General features: G+C 60.5%; 18 protein-coding genes. 14 read left to right on the forward strand and 4 right to left on the reverse strand.

Annotated elements, in window-relative coordinates; translation table 11 throughout:
- Positions 1 to 7: 7 nt before the first annotated feature.
- Entirely contained in the window at positions 8 to 1882 is a 1875-nt protein-coding gene (locus RHM69_RS27435) for a putative bifunctional diguanylate cyclase/phosphodiesterase (RefSeq protein ID WP_020301183.1), read from the reverse strand.
- Positions 1883 to 2081: 199 nt separating this feature from the next.
- On the opposite strand from RHM69_RS27435, the gene RHM69_RS27440 reads away from it, so the two are divergent.
- The 3 genes from RHM69_RS27440 to RHM69_RS27450 are packed head-to-tail and all read left to right on the forward strand — an operon-like array spanning position 2082 to position 4308.
- Positions 2082 to 3395, forward strand: a complete 1314-nt coding sequence (locus RHM69_RS27440) for an HD domain-containing phosphohydrolase (protein WP_014717113.1) — start codon at positions 2082 to 2084, stop codon at positions 3393 to 3395.
- Positions 3392 to 3805, forward strand: coding sequence for an NUDIX hydrolase (locus tag RHM69_RS27445; protein ID WP_200599150.1), 414 nt, complete (start codon positions 3392 to 3394; stop codon positions 3803 to 3805). Before RHM69_RS27440 ends, RHM69_RS27445 begins: the two co-directional genes overlap by 4 nt.
- Positions 3802 to 4308: a GNAT family N-acetyltransferase gene (locus RHM69_RS27450; protein ID WP_014717115.1), complete on the forward strand. Its 507-nt coding sequence runs from the start codon at positions 3802 to 3804 to the stop codon at positions 4306 to 4308. Before RHM69_RS27445 ends, RHM69_RS27450 begins: the two co-directional genes overlap by 4 nt.
- A 245-nt stretch (positions 4309 to 4553) precedes the next feature.
- Here the strand turns inward: RHM69_RS27450 and metR are convergent, their stop codons facing one another.
- On the reverse strand, positions 4554 to 5471 hold the full coding sequence (gene metR, locus RHM69_RS27455; protein ID WP_014717116.1) for a transcriptional regulator MetR: 918 nt from the start codon (positions 5469 to 5471) through the stop codon (positions 4554 to 4556).
- A gap of 77 nt (positions 5472 to 5548) precedes the next feature.
- Positions 5549 to 11119, reverse strand: a complete 5571-nt coding sequence (locus RHM69_RS27460) for a dermonecrotic toxin domain-containing protein (protein WP_234451966.1) — start codon at positions 11117 to 11119, stop codon at positions 5549 to 5551.
- A 190-nt stretch (positions 11120 to 11309) separates the two neighbouring features.
- Here RHM69_RS27460 and RHM69_RS27465 point away from each other — a divergent pair, with 190 nt between their 5' ends.
- From RHM69_RS27465 to RHM69_RS27485, 5 genes are all read left to right on the forward strand, one after another.
- Positions 11310 to 12329: an alpha/beta fold hydrolase gene (locus tag RHM69_RS27465; RefSeq protein WP_019817689.1), complete on the forward strand. Its 1020-nt coding sequence runs from the start codon at positions 11310 to 11312 to the stop codon at positions 12327 to 12329.
- Between the two features lie 58 nt (positions 12330 to 12387).
- Complete coding sequence (locus RHM69_RS27470) at positions 12388 to 13041, forward strand: DsbA family oxidoreductase (protein ID WP_014717119.1); 654 nt, start codon at positions 12388 to 12390, stop codon at positions 13039 to 13041.
- Positions 13042 to 13268: 227 nt separating this feature from the next.
- Positions 13269 to 14189 (forward strand): arginase, encoded by a 921-nt coding sequence (locus tag RHM69_RS27475; RefSeq protein WP_032872911.1) that lies wholly within the window; start codon positions 13269 to 13271, stop codon positions 14187 to 14189.
- Positions 14186 to 14566 carry an EamA family transporter gene (locus RHM69_RS27480; protein ID WP_014717121.1) on the forward strand — a complete coding sequence of 127 codons (381 nt, stop codon included), beginning with the start codon at positions 14186 to 14188 and terminating at the stop codon, positions 14564 to 14566. The genes RHM69_RS27475 and RHM69_RS27480 overlap by 4 nt, the downstream gene beginning before the upstream one ends.
- Complete coding sequence (locus RHM69_RS27485) at positions 14563 to 14967, forward strand: EamA family transporter (protein WP_014717122.1); 405 nt, start codon at positions 14563 to 14565, stop codon at positions 14965 to 14967. Before RHM69_RS27480 ends, RHM69_RS27485 begins: the two co-directional genes overlap by 4 nt.
- 134 nt (positions 14968 to 15101) lie before the next feature.
- Here the strand turns inward: RHM69_RS27485 and RHM69_RS27490 are convergent, their stop codons facing one another.
- Entirely contained in the window at positions 15102 to 15872 is a 771-nt protein-coding gene (locus tag RHM69_RS27490; protein WP_058410459.1) for a MipA/OmpV family protein, read from the reverse strand.
- Positions 15873 to 16113: 241 nt separating this feature from the next.
- Here RHM69_RS27490 and RHM69_RS27495 point away from each other — a divergent pair, with 241 nt between their 5' ends.
- The 6 genes from RHM69_RS27495 to RHM69_RS27520 all read left to right on the forward strand — a co-directional run bounded on the left by RHM69_RS27495 (position 16114) and on the right by RHM69_RS27520 (position 23477).
- On the forward strand, positions 16114 to 16818 hold the full coding sequence (locus RHM69_RS27495) for an MtnX-like HAD-IB family phosphatase (RefSeq protein ID WP_137270374.1): 705 nt from the start codon (positions 16114 to 16116) through the stop codon (positions 16816 to 16818).
- Positions 16811 to 18205, forward strand: coding sequence for an aspartate aminotransferase family protein (locus RHM69_RS27500; protein ID WP_003188936.1), 1395 nt, complete (start codon positions 16811 to 16813; stop codon positions 18203 to 18205). The genes RHM69_RS27495 and RHM69_RS27500 overlap by 8 nt, the downstream gene beginning before the upstream one ends.
- Positions 18202 to 19095: an alpha/beta hydrolase gene (locus RHM69_RS27505; protein WP_200599151.1), complete on the forward strand. Its 894-nt coding sequence runs from the start codon at positions 18202 to 18204 to the stop codon at positions 19093 to 19095. The genes RHM69_RS27500 and RHM69_RS27505 overlap by 4 nt, the downstream gene beginning before the upstream one ends.
- 92 nt (positions 19096 to 19187) lie before the next feature.
- Positions 19188 to 20312, forward strand: coding sequence for a GNAT family N-acetyltransferase (locus tag RHM69_RS27510; protein ID WP_020301176.1), 1125 nt, complete (start codon positions 19188 to 19190; stop codon positions 20310 to 20312).
- Positions 20312 to 22090, forward strand: a complete 1779-nt coding sequence (locus RHM69_RS27515) for a sensor histidine kinase (RefSeq protein ID WP_032903293.1) — start codon at positions 20312 to 20314, stop codon at positions 22088 to 22090. The genes RHM69_RS27510 and RHM69_RS27515 overlap by 1 nt, the downstream gene beginning before the upstream one ends.
- Positions 22080 to 23477 (forward strand): sigma-54-dependent transcriptional regulator, encoded by a 1398-nt coding sequence (locus tag RHM69_RS27520; RefSeq protein WP_014717128.1) that lies wholly within the window; start codon positions 22080 to 22082, stop codon positions 23475 to 23477. The genes RHM69_RS27515 and RHM69_RS27520 overlap by 11 nt, the downstream gene beginning before the upstream one ends.
- Positions 23478 to 23497: the final 20 nt, after the last annotated feature.

Consider the following 23497-nt stretch of genomic DNA (forward strand, 5'->3'; position numbering starts at 1 on the left):
AATGATTTTATTGATCCGGCATCAGTGTCGCGCTATCCGTTTGCAGCAACTGCACGAAATCTTTCGAAGGCAGCGCCTTGCTGAACAGAAAACCCTGGCCCTCCTCACACTGCTGGGCTTTGAGGAAATTCAGTTGGTCGACGGTTTCCACGCCTTCGGCAATGATGTTCAGTTCCAGGCTCTTGCCCATGCCGATGATAGCGCTGATCAGTTGTTCGTCCTGGCTATTGATGCGCAGGCCGCGCACGAAGGATTGATCGATCTTCAGCACGTCGATGGGAAAGCGCCGCAGGTAGCTGAGGCTGGAGTAGCCAGTGCCGAAATCGTCCAGGGCCAGGCGGATGCCCATGGCCTTGATCTTTTGCAGGGTTTCCACGGTTTCGTCGACGTTCTGCATCAGCACGCTTTCGGTGATTTCCAGTTCCAGTTGGGTGGGCGGCAGGCCGGTGTCCTTGAGGATGGCGGCCAGGTTGTCGACGAAGTCCCGTTGGCGAAAGTCGATCGCCGAGATGTTCACCGACATGCGCAGGGGCGCCAGGCCCATCTCGCGCCAGGCTTGGGCCTGTGTACAGGCTTGGCGCAGTACCCACTGAGTCAGGCGTACGATCAGGCCGCTGTCTTCGGCGACCGGAATGAACTCCGCCGGGCTGACCCAACCCGACTGCGGTCGAAACCAGCGTGTCAGCGCTTCCGCACCGACGATGCGCCCGGTCTCCAGCGCCAGCTTGGGCTGGTAATGCAGCACAAACTCATCGCGGTCCAGCGCCTGGCGGATCGCGCTTTCCAGGTTTTGCTGGTGCTGGGCGCGCAGGTTCATGTCTTCGGTGTAAAAGCTGAGATCCCCCGGGCCGCGTTCTTTGCTGGTGCGCATCGCGGTTTCAGCGTGCTTGAGCAAACCCACGGCATTGTCGCTGTCATCGGGGTAAATACTGATGCCCAGGCTGGCGCTCACACTCAGGTCATGCCCCGCGACATGGCGAGTCGCGCTGACGGCATTGAGTACCTTTTGCGCAATGTGCTGGGTTTGCTGGGGATGCTGGATATCGTTAAGCAGCACCACGAACTCGTCGGAGCCATAACGAAACACCGAATCCGACGCCCGCACCGCCGCCACCAGGCTCAGGCTCACCTGCGCCAGCACCTCGTCGCCTGCCGGATAGCCCAGGGCGTTGTTGATGCGCTTGAAGCGGTCGAGCCCCAGAAACATCACCGCCAGCTGCGTGTCGTGCCTGCGGGCCAAGGCGATCGCCTGGGTCAGGCGGTCGCCCAGCAACGTGCTGTTGGGCAACTCCGTCAGGGCGTCGTATTGCAATAAGTGCGAGACCTTGAGCAGCTCCTGCACGCGTTCCTCGATGGTGCGCTCCAGGCTGATCACCTTGAGGGCCGCGTCCTGGGCCAGTTGCCATTTCCAGGTCAGGGCGCTGGCCATCTGGCGGATTTCCAGGTGGTCGAAGGGCTTTTTCAGGATCAGCAGTTGGTCGTTGTACTTCAGGCGCGCTTCGATGGCCTCGAAGGAATAGTCGGAATAGGCCGTGCAGAGCGCGATTTGCAGGTTGGGGTCCACCTCCCACAACTGTTCGATGGTGTGCAGGCCGTCCCAGCCAGGGGGCATGCGCATGTCGATAAACACCATGGCGTAGGGCGAGTGGGCGTCCAGGGCTTTCTTGACCAGCGCCAAGGCTTCCTGGCCCTGATAGGCCGAGTCCAGGTCAAACGCCTGGCGCACCGGCACCGTGGTGCCGAACAGGGCGGACTCCAGAGTGTCGAGGGAGGGCTCGCCGTACTCGTCGGCACAAAGGATCTTGCGGAAATCCTGGTGGATCGAAGCCGTGTCATCCACGATCAGGATGCGCCGGTTGGCCCGGCCCGATTCCGTCCTCATGGCGTACTCGGCACGTGCAAAAGGCTTGATGGCATGACAATTCCTTCCCTGGTTCTACAACTGAACGGGGCGCGAGCATGCAGTGCAGCATAGTTGAGTTCCCTTGATATCGACGGCCAGTTGGCGTCAAATCAATCGCGCTTTGTATTGCGCGGATTCAATTTAGCCTAACTTCGTTTAATTTGAAGGCAGAGTCGCCATGGATGAACAACTCGCTACGAAGTCCGTTGTTTTGCTGGTCGACGATGAAGAGTCGATCCTTAACAGCCTGCGCCGCCTGCTGCGCGGCCAGCCCTATGACGTGGTATTGGCCACCAGCGGCGCCCAGGCGCTGGAGATCATGGCGACCCGGCCTATCGATCTGGTGATGAGCGATGCGCGCATGCCCGGCATGGACGGCGCCACGCTGCTGGCCGAGGTCCACCGCCTGTATCCCGCCACCAGCCGCATCCTGCTCACCGGCTACGCCGACCTGACCACCATCATCAAGGCGATCAACGACGGGCAGATCCACCGCTACATCAGCAAACCCTGGAACGACGAGGAGTTGCAACTGGTGTTGCAGCAAACCCTCGAGCACCAACGGCTTGAACGCCTGGCCCGAGACCAGACCGAACAGCTCAAGCTGCTCAACGCCACCCTGGAAAAACGTGTGGCGGCGCGTACCGCCGAGTTGCAACAAACCGCCGACATGCTCGACCTGGCCTACGACGAGCTCAAGCGCAGCTACGTGACCGGCACCGAAGTCTTCTCGCTGCTGGCCAACCTGCGCTTGCCCAAGGACAAACAGACCAACCGTGCGTTGATCGAGTTGATCCGCGTGTATTGCGCCGCCCAGTCCATGGACGAATCCAGCACCCGTGACCTGACCATGGCCGCCGCGTTGTACAACATCGGCAAGTTGAGCTGGACCGACAGCATGATGGTTGCACCGTCGGACAAACTGCATAGCACCGACCGCGGTTTGTACCGTGAGTATCCGGGGCAGAGCGAGTCGTTGCTGATGACCCTGGAGCCGATGAAGGACGCGGCGCGGATCATTCGTCATCACCAGGAACGTTGGGACGGCACGGGGTTTCCCGACCACCTCAAGGGCGATACCATCCCGCCCGGTTCACGGCTGCTGAAGCTGGCGGTGGACTTTATCGAATTGCAGAAAGGCCTGATCCTGGAGCGACACCTCAACAGCGACGAAGCGCTGTTGTATATCCGCAAGTACGCCGGGCGCCTGTATGACCCGGCGTTGGTGGAAGATTTTGTGCAAGCCTGCGCCACCTTCCTCAGCGACGTGACCCTGGGCGACCCTACGGTCAAAGTCCTCACCACCCGTGAGCTTGAGGCCGGTATGGTGTTGGCCCGTAACCTCAACGCCGATAACGGCATGCTGTTGCTCAATGCCGGCAAAGTGCTGAACTTGCCGCTGGTGGACAAATTGATCGCGTTCGAAGCGATGGAAGGCGCCAAGTACAGCGTATTTATCAAACAGCCCGAAGAGACCTCGATTCTTTCATGAATGATTCTACCATCCGCATCGCCGCCGCCATCCTCATTGATCAATCCGGCCAGACCCTGCTGGTGCGCAAGCGCGGCACCCAGGCGTTCATGCAACCTGGCGGCAAGATCGACACGGGCGAACAACCCGTCCAGGCGCTGGCCCGTGAGCTTTATGAAGAGTTGAACCTGCACATCAAGGTAGAGGACGCCACGTACCTGGGCCAATTCTCGGCGCCTGCCGCCAACGAACCGGGCTTCACCGTGCAAGCCGAGCTGTTCCAGGTGCAGATCGACGTTGCGGTGATGCCAGCGGCGGAAATTGAAGAAATCCGCTGGATCGACCCCTCGGGCGATGGCGGCCTGCAATTGGCGCCGCTGACCCGCGATACGATCCTGCCGCTCTACCGCGCGTCGCTGATCGACGCATGATCATTCGCGCGCTGGAGGCTAAAGACGCGCCTGCTTACCGGGCGTTGATGCTACAGGCGTATGGCGCTTATCCCCAGGCGTTCACCTCCAGCGTGGCCGAGCGTGCTCTGATGCCCCTGAACTGGTGGGAAAAACGCCTCGACAGCCCGCTGGACCGTCTGTTTGGCGCCTTCGACGGCGATCAGTTGGCGGGTATTGTCGGCCTTGCGTTCGAGCCACGGGAAAAGGCCCGGCACAAAGTGACCTTGTTCGGCATGTACGTGACCGAGGCTTATCAACAGCAGGGGCTGGGGCGGCAACTGGTGCAAGCGGCACTGGAAGAGGCCCGCCGCCACCCGCGCCTGAAGCTGATCCAACTGACGGTCACCGCCGGCAATGACGCCGCCTTTGCGCTCTACCAGCGCTGCGGTTTCATTCAGTACGGCCTGGAGCCACTGGCGGTGCGGGTAGGCGTCGAATACTTCGACAAGATCCACATGTGGCGTGAATTGCACGTTGACTGAAATTCACTGTGGGAGCTGGCTTGCCTGCATCGCTGGCAAGCCCTGATCCCGGTCAGTTAAGCGAACGCAATACTCAAAGCAACGAAGATCAAAATGTGGGAGCGAGCTTGCTCGCGAAAGCGCGACACCAGTCACTGGATACGTTGACTGACCCACCGCATTCGCGAGCAAGCCCGCTCCCACAGGGGGGGGCTGCGTTTAACTGACCGGCATTACTCACACAAGGCCACACACTTGAAGCCCGTTCAACGCGCCGCGCTGACGCCATCCAAGGTGGAAAATGAGGTGTCCTTGGCCGTCAGCAAAAAGTCGCGCATGTAAGGCGCATCGAGCATGTCGGCACGAATGCCCGCATACAAGGTGGCGAACAAACCCTTCTCACCCAAACGCTTGGCCTTCACATACCCGCGCGAGCTGTATTCATGCAGCGCCCAGTGGGGCATGCCGCACACCCCACGGCCGCTGGCCACCAGTTGCATCATCATCACCGTCAGCTCCGAAGTCCGTACCTGGGCCGGTTCAACGTCGGCCGGTTCCAGGAAGCGGGTGAAGATGTCCAGGCGGTCACGTTCCACCGGGTAGGTGATCAGGGTTTCTGTCAGCAGGTCTTCCGGCACGATGTAGGACTTGTTCGCCAACGCGTGCTGGTTGGCCACCGCCAGCATGGCTTCGTAAGTGAACAGCGGCACGTAGGTGATGCCCGGCAGTTCCAGCGGGTCGGAGGTCACCACCAGGTCCAGGTCGCCACGGGCCAGGGCCGGCAGCGGCGCGAAGGCAAAGCCCGAGGCCAGGTCCAGCTCGACTTCCGGCCAGGCATCGCGGAACTGGTCGATGGTCGGCATCAGCCACTGGAAACAACTGTGGCATTCGATCGCCATGTGCAAACGCCCGGCGGTGCCCCCTGCCAGCCGCGCAATATCGCGCTCGGCGCCGCGCAGCAAGGGCAGGGTGGCGTCGGCCAATTGCAGCAGGCGCAGGCCGGCACTGGTGAAGCGCACAGGCTTGGTCTTGCGCGCGAACAACTGCATGCCCAGGCGCTCTTCCAGCTCCTTGAACTGATGGGACAGGGCGGACTGGGTCAGGTGCAGGCGTTCGGCGGCCTCGACCAGGCTGTCAGCTTCGCGCAAGGCGTGAAGCGTCTTGAGGTGGCGAATTTCGAGCATGGCGGCCTTCATGAGTGCAATTTGCGTTCAATGATAATGCATTGAGCTTTGTTCATGTTGGCCGCAGCGTAACGGCGTCAACCCAATGGCAGGAAGTGGGTTTCGGCGATCGACTTGTCGATGTTGCCGCGCCAGATCCTGGTGTCGGCAAAGGCAGCGCCAGCACCCTCTTTGGCGGCTTGCCATTTCATCCCGAGATATTGCTGATGTTGCAGCTTTAAATGTGCTTTGCGAAAACTGTCGAATGCCGAGTTCGGCGCATCGTAATGAAAATGGGCGTACCAGATCGGTTTGTCGGTTTTCGCCTGCTTGCTCGCCTCGTATATTTCATATTCTTGCAGGTAGTCGTCTTGTCCATCGGGACGCTTTTCGCGCATTTTTTGCCGTGTGCCTTTCTTGCGGATTACCACGCGACCTTTGCCCATCAGGTAATCCAGGTAGCCCTCGGTAGGCGTACTGCTTTGCAGGCTGCGCGTGATACGCAACGCTTCACCGGACTTTTCAAGCGCACTGGCTCGAGTGTTCAGTTGTTCGATGATCGGGTTGTTTGCATCCAGGCTCTGCACTTTGCTGGCGCGGGCACGCAGATCGTTGGCCTCGGTCACCAGCATATGTTCAAGATTGATCGGTTCCATGGTTTTGTAGCTTCGCACCTTATTTTCAAAGGCATCCGCCGCCGCCAAGCGTGCACGGGCGTTCGCGAGCAAGGCGTTTACGTCGGTGGGGAGCTTCGGTGGGGCGGCAACCGTTCGGCTTTGGTTGGTGTTCAAGCGAAAGGTGTTGCTGTCGCCAATCTTGTCCCACACTTCAACAGTCGCCCCATCCGCATCGTTGATGATCAATTGCCTCGGCGACTGCTGGCCGGCCGGCTTCTCGATACCAATCAATAACTGACCCTCTTCAGTTTCAAACACCGTTTGGGTGGTGTTCGATGTTGACTGGGAAGCGGGCTTTTTTATCGTGCGCTGGGCTTTTCGTATCAGGCGGGCAAGATCCTTCTGCAGCAGCGCCAGAAAGCTTTGGTCGAAATGGCTGGGCGATTTTTCGTTCCAGGTTATCAAGTCAAGCGACAAGTCTTCATAGACCTTGATGCAGTTTTGCAGGACCCGGTTGCGTTCGACACGGCTGATGTTGGCATCGGGCAACGTCATGTGGCTGGTGACGGCACGATCGAACTTGCTTCTGGCTCGATGCACTGCGGCCTCCAGAAACAGCCAGTCAATGCTCAAGGTGTCTGGCCGCAGGCTGAGCGCTTGCATGAGATTGCTGCTTCTCGTGCTCGCCATGCGCAGGTCGGTAAACCTGTTTTTCCAGGCATCCAAGTAGGTGGAGACCTCCGTGCGCGTGTGCCTGACGGTGATGCGTTTGACCCACGTGCTCATGTCTTTCATCGAGGCCTCTATCCGGTTCAGCTCATCGAGCAAGTCAAGGCGACACTGTCTGATTTCCTGGGTCAGTGCTTGAAGAGCCCCTGGTGTGTGAGATGAGCGGTTCAGTTGGTGGTTGATCTCGATGATTCGATCGATAAGCACACCGGCCCGGTCTTTTGCATTCTGGATCAGGTGGTTCAGGCGGTCCGCTACGATGTGGGCTGTCCGGTTCAGTTCCTCGGAATAGTCGAGGTCGCGAATATGCACTTGACGCTGTTTAGCCGTTTCGAACGATGCATACAGGTGCTTGGCATCGTCGACGTCTCTGGTCAGCGCGATATCCAGGATTTTGCTGTCCGTTAATTTTTGTGGTGATACGTCTGACGGGGCCGGATAGTCACTGGCAAATTTCTTTAGCTTGCTGGTGGTCTCGCTGACCTGACCGTAACAGGCACGGGCCTGGTTTTGCAGGGATTGGCCGAGTTCGAGGCGCTGCATATTGACCTCAAGCGCGTCTGCAGGCAGTTGCCGAGCGACGGTTGCTGGCACGTTGGCCCGCGCCCGCGATGCGTCACGTCCTGTGCGCCTGCTGCCGCCGCCATAACCCGTGAGGTGGCCGCCATGCAGTGCCGAGTAAGTGTCCCACTGCAACGCGTGGTCCAGGGCAACGGCCGGTGAGTAATACTTGCCCTTGGCGACCAGACGCATCTCGTGAGCCGTTGGATCAAACTTGACGTTGTAATAGCGCCCCTCACTGAGGATGAAATGCTCGCCAGAGGTGTGGCGCAGGGTATGGCGATAAGGCCCGGTATGTACCGGTTGCAGGCTGTCGATACTGAAGATATGCGGGTGTTCGTAACCGGCAAAACGCTGGCGTGCGGTTGTGCGCTGGTGTGTTTTGACAGAGCGCCAAAAGTTTGGGCGTCGCGGATGCTTGAGCTGGTGGGCGGCGCTCAATCGCCGGGCCGAACTGCCGCGTGAGCCGGGCACGGCCGCCAGCGCCAGGGTATCCATCGCCGCGTATACCAGGCACTCGAACACCGAGGCTAATTGTTCGATGCCATGCCCGCTGTCACCGCGCCTGAAGGCAGCTACGGCTTGGTACAGGCTGGTGGTGGCGTCTGCCAGGGACACTGCAGTGCCGATGAAGGGTACGAACGACAGAGCGATTTTAATGCCGTTGAACACCTTGCCGCTTTTGAGAGAATATTTTTCGTGGGCCAGGTCATCATTGGATCGCGCATCATTACGATGCGCTTCCAGCAAACGGCCCATCTGAGCATTCAACTGATGGGCGGCCAACGAAGTGGTGACTGGCCAGGGGAGTCCGGCCTGTATCATCGCGTCGTAGCCTTTACCGGTGGCATGGTCGATACGACCCAGGTGTGCTCGCACATCACCCTTGATTGCGCGACCCGCCACGTATAGCGCCATGCTGTCGAGACGGCAGAGTTCGAACAGGGCAATGCGCGCCTGCTCAAGATTGGCATAACGGCGCAGGTAGCGTTCGTCAGGCGCGTCCGGAAGGTAAAGCAAGGTGCTGCCCGAGTTTTGTTCCTCGATGAATGTGATGCCCGACAGGGTAATCTGGCTCTCCTGCCGGGTGTCCGCACCACCAACACTCAGATGAGCCGGCAGCAGACGGATGCGCTTCGCGCTGGCGTGCCAGGCGGCCTGGGTATCGGCGTCGATGGCGGTGTTCAACACCCGTACTTCGTCGGCGCTGATGTGGTTCTGCATGTGCGCCAATATGCCCTGCGTTTTGAGCATCAGGCGCAAAGGCTCCACCAGGCATTCGCGGCGGTAGAGTTTTTGATGGATGGATTCGCCCTGGGCGCCCTTGAACGCGTCGAGGATGCGGACTTCGTACTGTTTAGCCAGGTCAAGGCCGGTAACTAGATCCTTCAGGTAGCTTTTTGTGATGCCAGCCTTGAGGGTGTCACGCTCCTCGACATCGTCGGCTGTCACCTGGACAGTCACGAACCCCAGGCGCTGGCTCAGTTCGGCGTCGATGTTGCGTAGCGCCAGGTCGTCCAACGTCATCTGGCTGCGCCTGGCACTGGGTACATCAATGATTTTGACCGGAGTACCCGGTGCGGCGCCGGCAATGATGTCGCGTTTTTGCTCCACCGAGTCAGGCAGTTCCAGTTGAAGAGTAAAGCCTTTGCGGATGGAAAAATCCTTGCGTATACGCGCATCGAGCTTGTGCCTGACGAACGCGTCACGCGGTGGCAGGGAGCGCTCCAGCAGCGTCTGGGCATTGTTCAGCGCCGGTATATAGGCGCGTAGCAGGGCCTTGAATGCCTCGCGTTTTTCAACGGGTTGAGTGATCAGCCATGACGGCAGTCGTTCGGCCAGCAGCCGCGCATTATGTTGTTCGACAAGTAGCAGAAACGCCGCCTCACGCGCCGAGTTTTCGGGCACCAACAAGCCAGGCAGCGTTTGCTCCACCCGTTGCTCCAGTTCACCGACGCGCTGTGACGCGTGTTCATCGGCTGACCACGTCTGGCGCACGCGGGCGGCCTGTTCTTCAAAGGCGGCCTGTTGACTGCTCAAGCTGTAGTCGAATGGGTCCTGGGTCAGTGTCGTGAATTGCAGCGCCAGTTGTTGATCCTCGGGCTGAATGCCAAATATCCCATCCTCCAGTGCCTGGCGCGACGAGAAACGCTGCAAACCACCGTCCCTGCCGGGCCAGTAAATGATATGCACGCCTTCACGTGTCCCGGCCGTGGATTCGTCCTGGGGTGGAAGGAAAACCAGTGGCCCGTTGAGTTCGGTGCGGGAAGGCATTGGATTCCCGGCCTGAGTGACCGACAAGGTCAATGCGACGACATCCGGCGAGGGTGCGGCCAGGGCGTTTTCGATCAGTTGCAGTTCGTCCTCACTTAGTTGATCGAGGGTTCTCTGGATACGCGCTTCGGTCTTGACCCCCTGCAAACGTGCCTGGTACAGCGCGGTGTAGTGGGTGTTGAGCGTGTCGAAATCCAGGGGCGCTCGGTTGAGCATGGCCCGCGCCGCCGCTTCGGCAGCGTGTTGTAGCGCCTTGAGTGCGTCCAGTTGTTGCTTGAATGACTGCCAGCGCTCACTCGTTGGTGTGTCGTTGCCCAACAGGTTTTCCAGGGCGCGCCGTTGGTGCTCGATCAAAGCTTTGCGTTGGCGGGTATCGACACCGTTATGCAGCCGGCCGAATTGGGGAACGGGTGGGGTGCTAGTGGTGCCGACGGCCGATTCCGGGTGTTCAGGCTCCGAGGCAAACAGACAGCGGGTTTTACGCATGTCATCAAGCCGGTCGACGTGCTGGAGGGCCAAGTAAGCGTTGTGAATCTGTACGTTCGCAAGCGGGCTCAGCGCGTCCTGATATTGCGCCTCGGTCAATTGTTTCAGCCAAAGGGTGATGCCCGTTTCCAGCGGGTTGTGGCTGGCCTTATAGTCGATCCTTGCCAAAGGATCGACCTCGGTGATGCCGAACAGCGCTTGCTGTCGGTCGAGCAGCCAGCGTTCCAAGTCTTCGCGTCTGCTCAATACCTTCCATGTCGGAACCTGAGTGGGCAGGTACAGCAGTTGACTGGCCGGCGTTTCCGTATCGAGGCTCAATACCCAGGCACCAGGCAGGGCGATGGCTGGGGCGTCGTGGGGCTTGAGAAATAGGTGTTCGGTGTAGCGGCGAGGTGTCTGCGCTGTAGCAGACTGCGAATGGAGCAGTGAAAACACGGGATCGAGGACTTCGGCATGCACCTTCCCCGAGGCGAGTGACCGCTCAGCGCTGGCTTCAATGTGAATCCGGTACAGCTCCAGCACCCGCTTGTAGCAAGTTACCGGCGAGCGGGGCGCTCGCTCTGTACGCCAGTAGCGCAGCCAGTGGTCATCCAGGCTTTGTTCCAGGTCCAGGCCCTTGAGCTCGTCGAGCAGCATCGCCGCGGTGTAGCGCGACAACGCGTGGGACCGCGGCAGGTTGAGCACACGTGCGTCTGGCTCCTGCGCTGTATCCAGGGCCGGATGCTGTTGCATATAGAGGCAGGCATCTGTCAGGACAATGCGGCTGCGCCCACGTCGCTCGGTGGCGGGAAACTCCAGTGCCACGCGCTCGCCGTCCAATTGAAGCTGCGCTTGGAGCATCCGATTGATGATGTCGCGCACCGTCGGGATACCCTCCATTAGCACGAGCAGCTCGGCGCGGCAGTTCTGCAAGCGTGGCGTGGCATCGGCGAGCAGGTGTTCGTCGATGGCCGGTTGCATCAGTGGGTGTGTCGCAGGAGGTAGGGCAATGGAAGAAGGCATGGGGCGGATTCGCTCTATCTAAAAGGCCAAAGCCCTATTAGAGATCGACATGCCAAGTGGGCTGCGGCACATAGCTATCGACATGACCGCTGGGCACTCTTCATCAAACTGTCATCGAACTGTGGCAGCGCGCTTGAACAAACTTCATCAGACTCGCGCTCTACTGGGGTTCTGCGTTTTGGTGTTTTTCATGCGTGCGTTGTTTTTAGTGGCCGCTCTCCTGTTCGGCCTGCCGTCTTTTGCGGCTTCTCGGTGTGATGTCAATGTCCCGACCCAAACGGTCGACCTGGCTCAGGTGAGCATCGCCTATCAAAGTATCGGCCGTGCGTCCGACCCTGCGTTGCTGCTGGTGATGGGGCTGGGCGGGCAGTTGATTCACTGGCCGGATGAAGTGGTGGTGGCCCTGTGCGAACAAGGCTTTCGGGTGATTCGCTACGACAACCGCGACGTCGGCCTGTCCACCTGGCGGCAGGCGCCGGCGAGCGCCAACCTGACCTTCGAAGTGCTGCGCTACAAGCTCGGTTTGCCGGTGGCGGCACCCTATACGTTGACCGACATGGCCGACGACGCGCTGGGCTTGATGGATGCATTGCAGGTGCAGCAATTTCATGTCCTTGGCGCAAGCATGGGCGGCATGATCGCTCAACACCTGGCGGCCATGGCGCCACAGCGTGTGGAAAGCCTGACCCTGATCATGACCAGCTCCGGCGCCGAGGGCCTGCCCGCACCGAACGCAGCCCTGGTGCAATTGCTGTCGCGGCGCAGCGCGCCCAATCGTGAGGTGGCGCTGGAGCAACAGGCAGACTTGCTCGCGGCGTTGGGCAGCCCGGATATCAAGGACGATCGCCAGGCGTTGCTGCACCAGGCGGCGCTGTCCTATGACCGCGCCTTCAACCCCGAAGGCGTGAAGCGCCAGATCATGGCGATCCTGGCCGAGCCGAGCCGTGTGCCCTTGCTCAACCAACTGCGGGTGCCGACCCTGGTCGTACACGGCACCGCCGACCCGTTGTTGCCGGTAATGCACGGCGTGCATCTGGCCGCGCATATCCAGGGCAGCCAGTTGAAATTGATTCCCGGCCTGGCCCACCGTTTTCAGGAAGCGTTCAAGGCGCCCTTGCTGGCGGCGGTGTTGCCCTACCTGCAAGCCCATCGCCAGGATGCCGCGCACTGGGCGCAGATCGATTTGAGCGAGCCTTCGAAGGTGCTGTGAAGGTGGTGTATCGTGCAACCTTTATGTATGCGCATGACTGCCCGCGAGGTTGCCCACCATGAGTACCCCCCTGAAAATCGATTTCGTCAGCGACGTATCCTGCCCCTGGTGCATCATCGGCCTGCGCGGCCTGACCGAAGCCCTCGACCAGCTCGGCAGCGAAGTGCAGGCCGAGATTCATTTCCAGCCGTTCGAACTGAACCCGAACATGCCCGCCATCGGGCAGAACATCGTCGAGCACATCACCGAAAAGTACGGCTCCACGGCGCAAGAGTCCCAGGCTAATCGTGCGCGTATCCGCGACATGGGCGCCGCATTGGGCTTTGCGTTCCGCACCGACGGCCAGAGCCGTATCTACAACACCTTCGACGCGCACCGCCTGTTGCATTGGGCCGGGTTGGAAGGTTTGCAATACAACCTCAAGGAAGCGCTGTTCAAGGCGTATTTCAGCGATGGCCAGGACCCTTCCGACCACGCGACCCTGGCGATCATCGCCGAGAGCGTAGGGCTGGACATTGCGCGCGCCGCCGAGATTCTTGCCAGCGATGAATACGCCGCCGAAGTCCGCGAGCAGGAACAGCTGTGGGTTTCTCGTGGGGTGAGTTCGGTGCCGACCATTGTCTTCAATGACCAATATGCGGTGAGCGGTGGGCAACCGGCGGAAGCCTTCGTCGGCGCGATTCGCCAGATTATCAACGAATCGAAATCCTGAGGCCGAGCACGGAGCAAAATGTGGGAGCTGGCTTGCCTGCGATAGCGGACTGTCAGTTGCAAATGGGCTGGCTGACACACCGTTATCGCCGGCAAGCCAGCTCCCACACGTGATACTCATTGTTTGCAAACATGGCGCTCATCCGAGCGCTGGCCCATCCCTTGCATTACACCCCTAAAGCCCAACCGGCCTGCGGTTGGGCGCTGCCATTAGGGGTGAAACTTACCTTGAACATTCTAGACCTTGACCACAGCCTCACCGGCCAGGCACCGATTGCCCGGCGGTTGGCCAGCGGTCGGGCCACGCGCCTGGACCTGCTGGACCTGGGCCCGAAATTGCGTTTGTGGTCCACCGAAAAAACCTGGAAGCGTTTCGTCGAGCGCCTGGCCCAACGGCCACGGCCCCGTGACGCGCGCCCGGAAATCCTGTTTGTCGGTTCCGGCGATTATCACCACCTTACGCCGGCGTTTTTGGCCGATCTCAAAGAGCCCGTCAGCCTGATTCACTTTGACAACCACCCCGACTGGGTGCGCTTTGCGCCCAAGCGGCACTGCGGTTCGTGGGTCAACCGGGCGCTGAAGATGCCGGCGATCCAACGCATCGTCACCCTCGGCCCGTGCAGCGATGACCTGCATAACCCGCAACTGCGCGGCGGCAACCTTGGCGCCCTCAAGCGCGGGCGTTTGCAGTTGTTTCCCTGGCAGCATCCGCCGTCCAAGGTCTGGGGCCGGGTGGGGGACGGCGCCGGCCACCAGCAACAGGAAAACCACCTGCATTGGCGCAACCTGGCGGACCTGGATTGGGCAGCCTTCCTCGACCAGATGATTGCCAGCCTGCCCACCGAGGCGATCTGGATCACCATCGACAAAGATGTGCTGGCCAGTGAAGACGCCGCCACCAACTGGGACCAGGGCGGCATGCGCCTGACCCATTTGCTCCAGGCCCTGCGGGCGTTGGCGGCGGGTAAACGCATCATTGGCATCGACATCTGCGGTGAGTTCGCCACACCGGCGTTCAGCAACGCGTTCAAGCGCTGGGAAGCCAAGTCCGACCAGCCGCCACCGGAGCGCTGGAGCCCGCAAGACTTGCAGCGCAATGCTGCAACCAATGAAGCCTTGATCGACCTGTTTGAGGAGCTGTTCCCGTGACCCTGACCGTGGTGTTGTTACTGGCGTTTTCCATCGTCCTCGATGTGATTGGCCAGCTGTGTTTCAAATTGGGCGTGGACCGTTTGCCCCAACTCGATGGCGGTTTTCGCCTGCGTGCGTTCTGGGGCCAGGTGTTCAATGCGCCGCTGCTGTGGGCCGGCGTCGGCGCCTATGTGATTGAGTTTTTTGTCTGGCTCGAAGCGCTGTCCCGTGCGCCCTTGAGTCTGCTGTTTCCGCTGGCGGCGTTGGCCTATTGCCTGGTGGTGTTGGCGGGCAGGGTGGTGCTCAAGGAAACCGTCAGCGGACGTCGCTGGCTGGGCACATTGGTGATCACTTTGGGTGTGATGTTGGTAGCAATCGCGGGGAACCAGGCATGACAACGCAAACAATCAATACCGGCTGGCTGCATGGGCGGCTTGGCACCCTGGTGCTGTGGGCACTGCTGATCGCCACCGAAAGCGCCGGGCAGTTGTTCACCAAGGTGGCCGGCGATCAATTGGGGCCGATGGACTTCAGTTGGCAATGGCTGGCGGACGTGGCGCGCAACCCGGGGATTCTGGCGGCGATTGCCAGCTATCTGGGTGCGTTTTTTGTGTGGATGCTGATCCTGCGGCGTAGCAGTTTGTCCCTGGCGTTTCCGCTGAGTTCGCTGGTGTTTGTGGCCGTATTGCTGGGGTCTTGGCTGGGGCTGGGCGAGCACATCAGCGTGCTGCATTGGGTGGGCGTGGTGGTGATTATCGGTGGTATCGCGCTGTTGGCTGAAGGCGAAGAACACTGAAGTTAGTGCTGTGAAACACAGGCTCAATGTGGGAGCGGGCTTGCTCGCTAATGCGGTGGGTCAGTTAAGTAGCGGGTGACGGACACACTGCTTTCACGAGCAAGCCCGCTCCCACAATTTTGCTCCCGTGTAATTCAGTCGAAGGTGTAGCTGATCGCCGTCTGCACCTGGCCCTGATTCACATGGCCAGCCTCCTTGACGATGCTGCTCTTGGCCGCCGACCCCACCAGGTGTACCCAGCTGGCGCTGGTCAGCAGCGACCAATGGGGCGCCAGGGGGAAGGCGAAGCTTTGGCTCAGCGTCACATTCTGGAAGCCCCCGCTCGCGTTATAGGGCCGCAAGCCTGAAGCGACGGCTTCGTTGTCGTCCACGCCGAAGAAGGTATTGGTCTGGCGCGCATCGGCAAAATGCGCAACCAGGCTATTGCTGCCGATAATCCCGCCACCCACGGGGTAACCCAGCTCGCCGCCGATTTTGCCCAGGGCGCCGCTCTGGGAATGCCCGCCGCCCACGGCCTGGCCCAATTGCGCATAGACCCGCCAGAAATTGGCCGGGGCGTATTGGACGAAGCCGCCCACCTCGGCCATGTCCGACACGTTGCGCAGGCCCTGCAATTCGCCGTTGGAAGTACGCCCCGGAAGGTAGTTGATATAGGGGCCAGCGGTCAGGCCGTGTGTATCCAGGGCGCTCCAGGTGAGGCCGTCATCGGTACTCAGGCTGACGTCGCCCCAATCCAGGTCCAGGTAAGGCACAGGCCGGGTTTCGTAGCGGCTGGCGCTGGGGTCGTGGGGCTGATAGCTGAGGCCCGCGCCCACGTCGCCCGTGATGCCTTCTGCCCACGCGGCACTGCAAAGGCCCCACCCTCCAAGTAAACCGGTGAATACAGCAGCAGCGAGCTTGGACATGGAGACGTTTCCTGAAGGTGGGCAGGCGCGCATGAACGCGCAAACCGACGCGCCTGCGCAAGCACTCATGTTGTTTGTAGCAAGCTACAAAAATTGTAGCTCCTGCGACATATATCGCTGCGCATTTCGCGCTCACCCCCAGCCCTGCGGGGTTTTGGCCAGTTGGCACAGTCCCTGCTCTATCCCTTGGCAAGCGCAGACAGCGCGCTCCTCCAAGGCCCTTTACCTAAAGGAAAGGCAGATGATCAACTGGCATATCGTGTGTGACTTCGACGGGACCATTACTCCCACGGATGTCATCGACAACGTCCTCCAACGCTTCGCCGGCCCCGAGTGGGAAACCATTGAGCAGGAATGGCTGGATGGGCATATCGGTTCACGCGAATGCCTGAGCCGCCAACTGGCGCTGATCAAGGCCACCCCGGCTGAACTGCTGGCGTACTTTGACAGCGTCCAGATCGACCCGGACTTCCCGGATTTTGTCGATCACGTCATGGGCCTGGGTGCTTCCATCGAGGTGGTCAGCGATGGCATCGAGCAGGGCATTGCCCGCATCCTTTCGCGCAATTACGTGACCTTGTTGCCGATCCTCGCCAACCGCCTGCGCCAGGTCGACCAGGACAGCTGGCGCATCGACTTCCCGTATGCCAGCGATGCCTGTCGCGCCGCTGCCGGCAACTGCAAGTGCAAATCCACGCCGCGCAACAAGCGCGTGCTGGTGATCGGCGACGGCAAGTCCGACATGTGCGTGGCCTCCACCGCCGACTTCGTGTTCGCCAAGGGCAGCCTCGCCGACTACTGCGTCGCCCACCAGATTCCTCATGCGCGCTTCGACAGCTTTGCGCAAGTGCCGGCGTTGCTGGCCAAGCTGCCACAAGGCCTCGCCGCCAACGCCACCACCTTCAACACCTCTTCTGACAATCAGGAACTCTTCCATCATGTCTGATATCCGTATCGCTACCGCTGAAGACCAGGTGCTTCTGGATAAAGAAGCCAAGTATTGCTCCTACGGCGACACCGTTCACTACATCGAGCCGCCGCGTATTTTCAGCCGCTGCGAAGGCTCCTATGTGTGGGACACCGAAGACCAGGCCTACCTCGATCTGCAGATGTGGTACTCGGCCGTCAACTTCGGCTATGCCAACCCGCGCCTGAACAACGCGCTGAAAAAGCAGATCGACACCCTGCCGCAAATCGCCAGCCAGTACCTGCACAAAGGCAAGATCGAGCTGTCGGAAATGATCGCGGTCGATGCCAAGAACAAGTTCGGCCTCGACGGCCGTGTGCACTTCAACGTCGGCGGTTCGCAGTCCATCGAAGATTCCCTGAAGGTGGTGCGCAACGCCAGCAACGGCAAAAGCTTGATGTTCGCCTTCGAAGGCGGCTACCACGGGCGCACCCTCGGCGCCTCGTCGATCACCTCTAGCTTCCGCTATCGTCGTCGCTACGGCCACTTTGGCGAACGCGCCAATTTCATCCCATTCCCTTACCACTTCCGTGGCCCTAAGGGCATGACCAAGGAAGAGTACGGCAGCCATTGCGTGCAGCAGTTCGCCCGCTTGTTCGAGACCGAATACAACGGCGTGTGGGACCCTAAGACCAACCAGTGCGAATACGCAGCTTTCTATGTCGAGCCGATCCAGGGCACCGGCGGCTACGTGATCCCGCCGATGAATTTCTACCGCGAGCTCAAGCACGTCCTGGACCAGCACGGCATCCTGATGGTGTCCGACGAAATCCAGATGGGCTTCTATCGCACCGGCAAACTCTGGTCGATCGAGCACTTCGATGTACAGCCGGACGTGATCGTGTTCGGCAAGGCGTTGACCAATGGTCTCAACCCATTGGGCGGTATCTGGGCCCGTGAAGAGTTGATCAACCCGAAGGTGTTCCCGCCAGGTTCGACTCACTCCACCTTCGCCTCCAACCCGTTGGGCACTGCGGTGGGCCTGGAAATGTTCAAGATGACCAGCGAAGTCGACTACGGCGCCATGGTCATGGCCAAGGGCAAATACTTCCTGGAAGGCCTGCAAGACTTGCAAAAACGCTTCCCCATCATCGGCGATGTGGACGGCCTGGGCCTGGCGCTGCGCTGCGAAATCTGCGGCCCGGATGGCTTCACCCCGGACAAGGCGACCCTGGACTACATGGTCGAAGAAGGCATGAAAGGCGACATGCTGGTAGACGGCCAGAAGCTCGGGTTGATCCTCGATGTGGGCGGTTACTACAAGAACGTGATCACCCTGGCGCCGTCCCTGGAAATCAGCTACCCGGAAATCGACCTGGGCCTGAAGTTGCTGGAGCAACTGCTGGTGCGAGCGACCACGCGGTGAATGCTCAAGGGATCGACCTCGGTGAAGGCACTGCCGGTTTCGTTCTCGGTGATGGTCCGGTCGGGATCCTGTTGATCCACGGCCTGACCGGCACACCGACCGAGTTGCGCCAGGTCGCCAAGGGCCTGGCCAAGGCGGGCAACTGCACGGTGTATGTGCCCACGCTGGCCGGGCACTGCGGCGACAACAGCGACTTGCAGGCCACCGGCTGGCAGGACTGGTACGAAGGCGTGCGCAAGACCTTCGTACAGGTCAAGCAACGCCACGGGCAGGTGTTTGTCGGTGGCTTGTCCATGGGCGCGGTGATGTCGATGTATGTGGCGTCCGAACACCCAGGGCAAGTCGCCGGGTTGCTGATGTATTCCACCACCTTGAAGTACGACGGCTGGAGCATCAACAAACTGGCGTTTCTCACGCCCTTGCTGATGAAGATTCCGTTCGGCGTGCACATTTGCAGCTTCGAAGAGAAGCCGCCCTATGGCATTAAGAACGAGCGCCTGCGGGCCATCGTCGAGCGGCAGATGAAGGAAGGCGAGAGCAGTGAGGTGGGGTTGCTGACCATGGAAGGCATCACCGTGCGCGAGCTGCACCGCATGAACGCGGTGGTCAAGAAACGCATGCCCCAGATCAAGGTGCCGGCGCTGGTGCTGCATTCCATCGAGGACGACATCACCAGCCGTTGGAACGCCGATTATGTGGAGCGTCACCTCGGCGGGCCGGTGACCAAGATCCTGTTGGACAACTGCTACCACATGATCACGGTCGATTTGCAGTACCGCCGGGTGATCGAGTTGAGTGCCAGGTTTGTCGAGCAGCACGCAGTCTTCAAGCCAACGCAGGCACCTGTGGGAGCTGGCTTGCCGGCGATGGCATCACTGCAATCTGCCTGATACACCGCGGCGCCTGCATCGCAGCGATGCGGCGACCCGACAAGCCAGCTCCCACATTGGATCGGCGTTCGCCATTGAAATAAGGGCAATCTGTGATAACCACCCAAGCCTTCCCGACCATCCGGGCTATCCAGCGCGATGCCTGGAACGACTGTTTTCCCGGTGCCCTGGAGGATTGGGACTATTACCTGGCCGTGGAAAACGCCGCAATCGATGACTTTCAGTGGCGTTACCTGGCGGTCTTCGAGGATCAAACGCTGGTGGCCGTGGCTGCCGCGTTCATCACCCATTATCGCCTCGACACTACGCTGTCGGGGGCCGGCAAACGCTTGACCGAGCGCCTGGAGCGGCTGTGGCCTGGTGTTTTGCAACTGGCGTTGTACGCCATCGGTTCGCCGGTGGCTGAGCGCTGTGATGCCGGTGTCGCCAGCCATGTGGCCGAATCCCGGCGCCCGTTGCTGTTGCAGCAGTTACTGGCGGCTGCGCGCAGCGATGCCAACGCGCTCGGTATCGGCTTGCTGGCGGTCAAGGATGCGCCCACCAACGACCCGCATTGGGCCCAGAGCTGCCTTGCCGCAGGCTTTCAAAGCATGCCCAGTTTGCCCACGGGGGTGTTGCCCCTGCCTTATGGCTCGGTGGATGCCTACCTGGGGTCGCTGGGCAAATCCACGCGCAAGGACCTGCGCCGCAAACTGCGCGCACCAGGGCCGCGGGTCGAGTGGCGGCGCAATATCGATGACGTGCTGCCCGAGGTCATGCGCCTGTACGAGGCCACGCTCGCGCGCGCAGACTTGCAGTTCGAGCGCCTGCCCGCTGGTTACTTCACGGGGGTGCTCGAACACCTGCACGAGCGGGCGGTCTGTGTTCTGTACTGGGTGGACGAGCGCCTGGTGGCGTTCAACCTGATCCTGCTGGATGAGCATCGGCTGGTGGACAAGTTCTTTGGCCATGACCTTGCGTTCAGCCGCGAGTACAACCTGTACTTCCGTAGCTGGTTGACCAATGTCGACTACTGTATTGAACACCGTATTGCGCTGTACGAGTGCGGCCAGGCCGGGTATGCCAGTAAACTGCGCCTGGGGTGCGAGTTCGAGGGCAACAGCCTGTTCTTCCGCCACCGTAACTGGCTGGTCAACGGCCTGCTCAAGCTTGTAAAACTGTTTATTCGACCGGATCGTTCCGACCCTGCCATGGCTGCTGCGATAAGCGAAACCTGATGATTACCAAGACCCGCCAGAAAGCCCGCCCCTTTGCCATTTCGCGTTGGAGCGTCCAGCGCAAGCTGGTGCTGGCGTTCTGGCTGGTCAGCGTGATTCCTACGATGATCGCGGCTGAGCTGGCTGCCACCACGCTGTCGCAGATTTTCGACAGCAACGTGCGTATCTGGCTGCAAGAGTCGACCAAGATCGTCAAGGACGAAATCGGCGACATCCTTCACGACAACGCGCGCATGGCCAAGCTGTTCCTGCGCTATACCAGCCCGCCGTCGTCCAAAAATGCCGAAAAGCATGACCGGCTCACCGCCGACATTGCCGATGCCACCGATATCGACGTGGTCGCACTGATTCGCACCAGCGACCGCAAAGTGATGTTCAGCACGGCCGCCGATGACATCGTCAGGCAGATCAACCTCACCAGCAACGCGGTGCTGCAAACCGTGCAAGTCGCCGGCGTGAGCACGGGCCTGGTGGTGTCGACCTTCGAAACCAGCCGTGACGGCGTTGATTACTTGTTGCTGGTCGCCACTTACCTGGACAGCAGTTTCCTCACCAGCGTGGCCGATGTGCATTCCCTCGACCTGCGTCTGTATTTGGCCAACCCTGCCGGTTTTTCCGAAATATTTTCCACCCAGCGCTTCGCCAATCATCCCTCGCGCATCCCCAAGAATGTCGAGGCCTACCTGCGCAGCACCAAGCAGCCCAGCGAGCAGTTCACTAACCAGTACAGCGGTTTGTATTGGCCGATTTTCAATGACGCCGGTGAGTTGCAAGGCGTGATCTTCAGCGGCCTGCTACGCCATACCAGCCTGGTGGGGTTGGTGAACCAGAGCAACCTGTTCGTGCTGATCTTCCTGGTCAGCTCGGCGCTGTCATTGGCGGCTGGGTTGTTGGTGTCGCGGCGCCTGACCAAGCCTCTGCGCGATTTGTCCCAGGGCGTGGATGCGGTGATCTCGGGCAGTTATGCACACCGTGTGGTGGTCAGTGGCGGTGACGAACTGGCGCAATTGAGCAGCACCTTCAACCACATGACCGAACGCCTGGGCGAGTTGCATCATCTGGAAGCCCAACTGCGCCGGCGTGACCGCTTGCATGCCCTGGGTGAAGTCGCCATGGGCCTGGCTCACGAAATTCGCAACCCATTGGGCATCATCAAGACCGCCACCCAACTGTTGCATCGGCGCGCTGACCTGGCGGAAACCGACAAGCGTCACCTGGAATATGTCATCAGCGAAGTCAGCCGCATCAACGAGCTGATTACCGAGTTCCTCGATTTCGCCAAGCCCAACCCGCCGATACGCGTGCAGCAACCGGCACGCGCCCTGGTGGAAGAAATCCTCGGTTTCTGCGGCCCGGAGCTGAGCAGCCATCGCATTGACGCGCAGATCGACGACCAGGCGCCTGGCGCGACGATCTACGCCGATGCCAAGCAGCTCAAGCAGGCCTGTCTCAACCTGATTCTCAACGCCATCGACGCGATGCCCGACGGCGGGCGCCTGACCCTGGGCATTCGCAGCGTGGGCGACAACACCGTGATCAGCATCGCCGATACCGGCGAGGGCATCCCTGCGGACATGGTGGAGCGTATCTTCACGCCATTCGTCACCACCAAGGCCTCGGGCACAGGCCTGGGCCTGGCCAAAGTCTATTCGATCATGGAAAGTCACGACGGCAGCATCGAATGCGCCAGTGAGAAAGATGCCGGCGCGACCTTCAGCCTGTACATTCCGGCTGACGGTGAAGACGACGGTGAAGATGAGGAAGGGCATGACGCATAACGTATTGGTGGTCGACGACGAGCCCAAGCTCTGTGATCTGCTGACCCAGGCCTTGAGCCAGAACGGCATCCAGGTGTTCAGCGCGGGCAATGGCCTGCATGCGCTCAAGGTGCTGGGGGAGGAGGACATCGACCTGGTCATCAGCGACTGGCGCATGCCGGGCATGGACGGGCCGGCGTTGCTGGCCGAAATCAAGGTGCGTTATCCGACCTTGCCGGTGATCGTGATGACGGCCTACAGCACGGTGAAAAACGCCGTGCAGTCGATGCGTAACGGTGCCTATGACTACATTGCCAAGCCGTTCGACATCGACGAGCTGGACATCACCGTGGCCAAGGCCCTGCAGTTTCGCGACATCATGCGCGACAACGCGCGCATGCGCGCCGAGCTGGACGAGCATGCGCAGTTCGACAGCCTGGTGGGCGATAGCCCGGCGTTTCGCCAAGTGCTCCAGGCGGTCGATTCGGTGCGCGACAGCAACGCTACTATCCTGCTGACCGGCGAAAGCGGCACTGGCAAGGAAATGGTCGCCCGCGCCATCCACAAGCATGGCAGCCGTGCCGACCAACCCTTCGTGGCGGTCAATTGCGCGGCCATCCCTGAAGGCTTGCTGGAAAGCGAGATGTTCGGCCATCGCAAAGGCGCGTTCACCGGCGCCGTGGCTGACCGGGTAGGGCGCTTCATGCAGGCCGACAAGGGCACGCTGTTTCTGGATGAGGTGGGTGATATGCCCTTGGCGTTGCAGGCCAAGATTCTGCGCGCCTTGCAGGAGCGGGTTATCGAACCGGTGGGCGACCCCCGCGAGCGCAAGGTGGATGTACGGGTAATTGCCGCCACCAACAAGAACCTGCTGGATGCGGTGGCAGCCAAGGAGTTTCGCGAAGACTTGTATTACCGCCTGAATGTCTTCCCGATTCCGTTGCCGTCGTTGCGCGAACGTGTGGAAGACATTGCGCCCCTGGCGCGCCACTTCGCCCACACCCTGAGCGCCACCACCGGCAAACGCATCACCGGTTTCAGCCCCGAGGCGTTGCAGGCCATGGCGGCGTATCACTGGCCGGGCAATATTCGCGAGCTGCAAAACTGCGTGGAGCGCGCAACCATCGTCGCGGCTTCATCGGTGATCGAGGATATTGATTTGCCGGGGTATCTGTTTGCGTCCAAACCAAGCGAGGGCGATGTGACCGCGATCCTCAGCGACGGGCCGGGCGTGCCGCGGGATCTGGATGCGGCGCTGGCCGAGGTGGAGAAAGCCTACATTCTTGCGGCGTTGCAGGAGAGTAATGGGGTGCAGGCCGCAGCGGCGCAGCGGATCGGGATTTCCGAGCGCAGCTTCTGGTATCGCCTGAAAAAGCTGGGGATTCAGGTAGACAAGATCGTGCGCTGATCTGAGTGTGGGAGCTGGCT

Source organism: Pseudomonas sp. CCI1.1 (assembly GCF_034348165.1).
In the GTDB taxonomy this organism is placed as follows: domain Bacteria; phylum Pseudomonadota; class Gammaproteobacteria; order Pseudomonadales; family Pseudomonadaceae; genus Aquipseudomonas; species Aquipseudomonas paracarnis.

Excerpts from the sequence above, each read along its gene's own strand:
- RHM69_RS27500 (WP_003188936.1), top strand. The coding sequence starts at position 16,811 with ATGTCTGATATCCGTATCGCTACCGCTGAAGACCAGGTGCTTCTGGAT.
- metR (WP_014717116.1), bottom strand. The coding sequence starts at position 5,471 with ATGCTCGAAATTCGCCACCTCAAGACGCTTCACGCCTTGCGCGAAGCT.
- RHM69_RS27485 (WP_014717122.1), top strand. The coding sequence starts at position 14,563 with ATGACAACGCAAACAATCAATACCGGCTGGCTGCATGGGCGGCTTGGC.
- RHM69_RS27460 (WP_234451966.1), bottom strand. The coding sequence starts at position 11,119 with ATGCCTTCTTCCATTGCCCTACCTCCTGCGACACACCCACTGATGCAA.
- RHM69_RS27490 (WP_058410459.1), bottom strand. The coding sequence starts at position 15,872 with ATGTCCAAGCTCGCTGCTGCTGTATTCACCGGTTTACTTGGAGGGTGG.
- RHM69_RS27495 (WP_137270374.1), top strand. The coding sequence starts at position 16,114 with ATGATCAACTGGCATATCGTGTGTGACTTCGACGGGACCATTACTCCC.
- RHM69_RS27435 (WP_020301183.1), bottom strand. The coding sequence starts at position 1,882 with ATGAGGACGGAATCGGGCCGGGCCAACCGGCGCATCCTGATCGTGGAT.
- RHM69_RS27520 (WP_014717128.1), top strand. The coding sequence starts at position 22,080 with ATGACGCATAACGTATTGGTGGTCGACGACGAGCCCAAGCTCTGTGAT.
- RHM69_RS27445 (WP_200599150.1), top strand. The coding sequence starts at position 3,392 with ATGAATGATTCTACCATCCGCATCGCCGCCGCCATCCTCATTGATCAA.
- RHM69_RS27470 (WP_014717119.1), top strand. The coding sequence starts at position 12,388 with ATGAGTACCCCCCTGAAAATCGATTTCGTCAGCGACGTATCCTGCCCC.
- RHM69_RS27450 (WP_014717115.1), top strand. The coding sequence starts at position 3,802 with ATGATCATTCGCGCGCTGGAGGCTAAAGACGCGCCTGCTTACCGGGCG.
- RHM69_RS27440 (WP_014717113.1), top strand. The coding sequence starts at position 2,082 with ATGGATGAACAACTCGCTACGAAGTCCGTTGTTTTGCTGGTCGACGAT.
- RHM69_RS27465 (WP_019817689.1), top strand. The coding sequence starts at position 11,310 with ATGCGTGCGTTGTTTTTAGTGGCCGCTCTCCTGTTCGGCCTGCCGTCT.
- RHM69_RS27515 (WP_032903293.1), top strand. The coding sequence starts at position 20,312 with ATGATTACCAAGACCCGCCAGAAAGCCCGCCCCTTTGCCATTTCGCGT.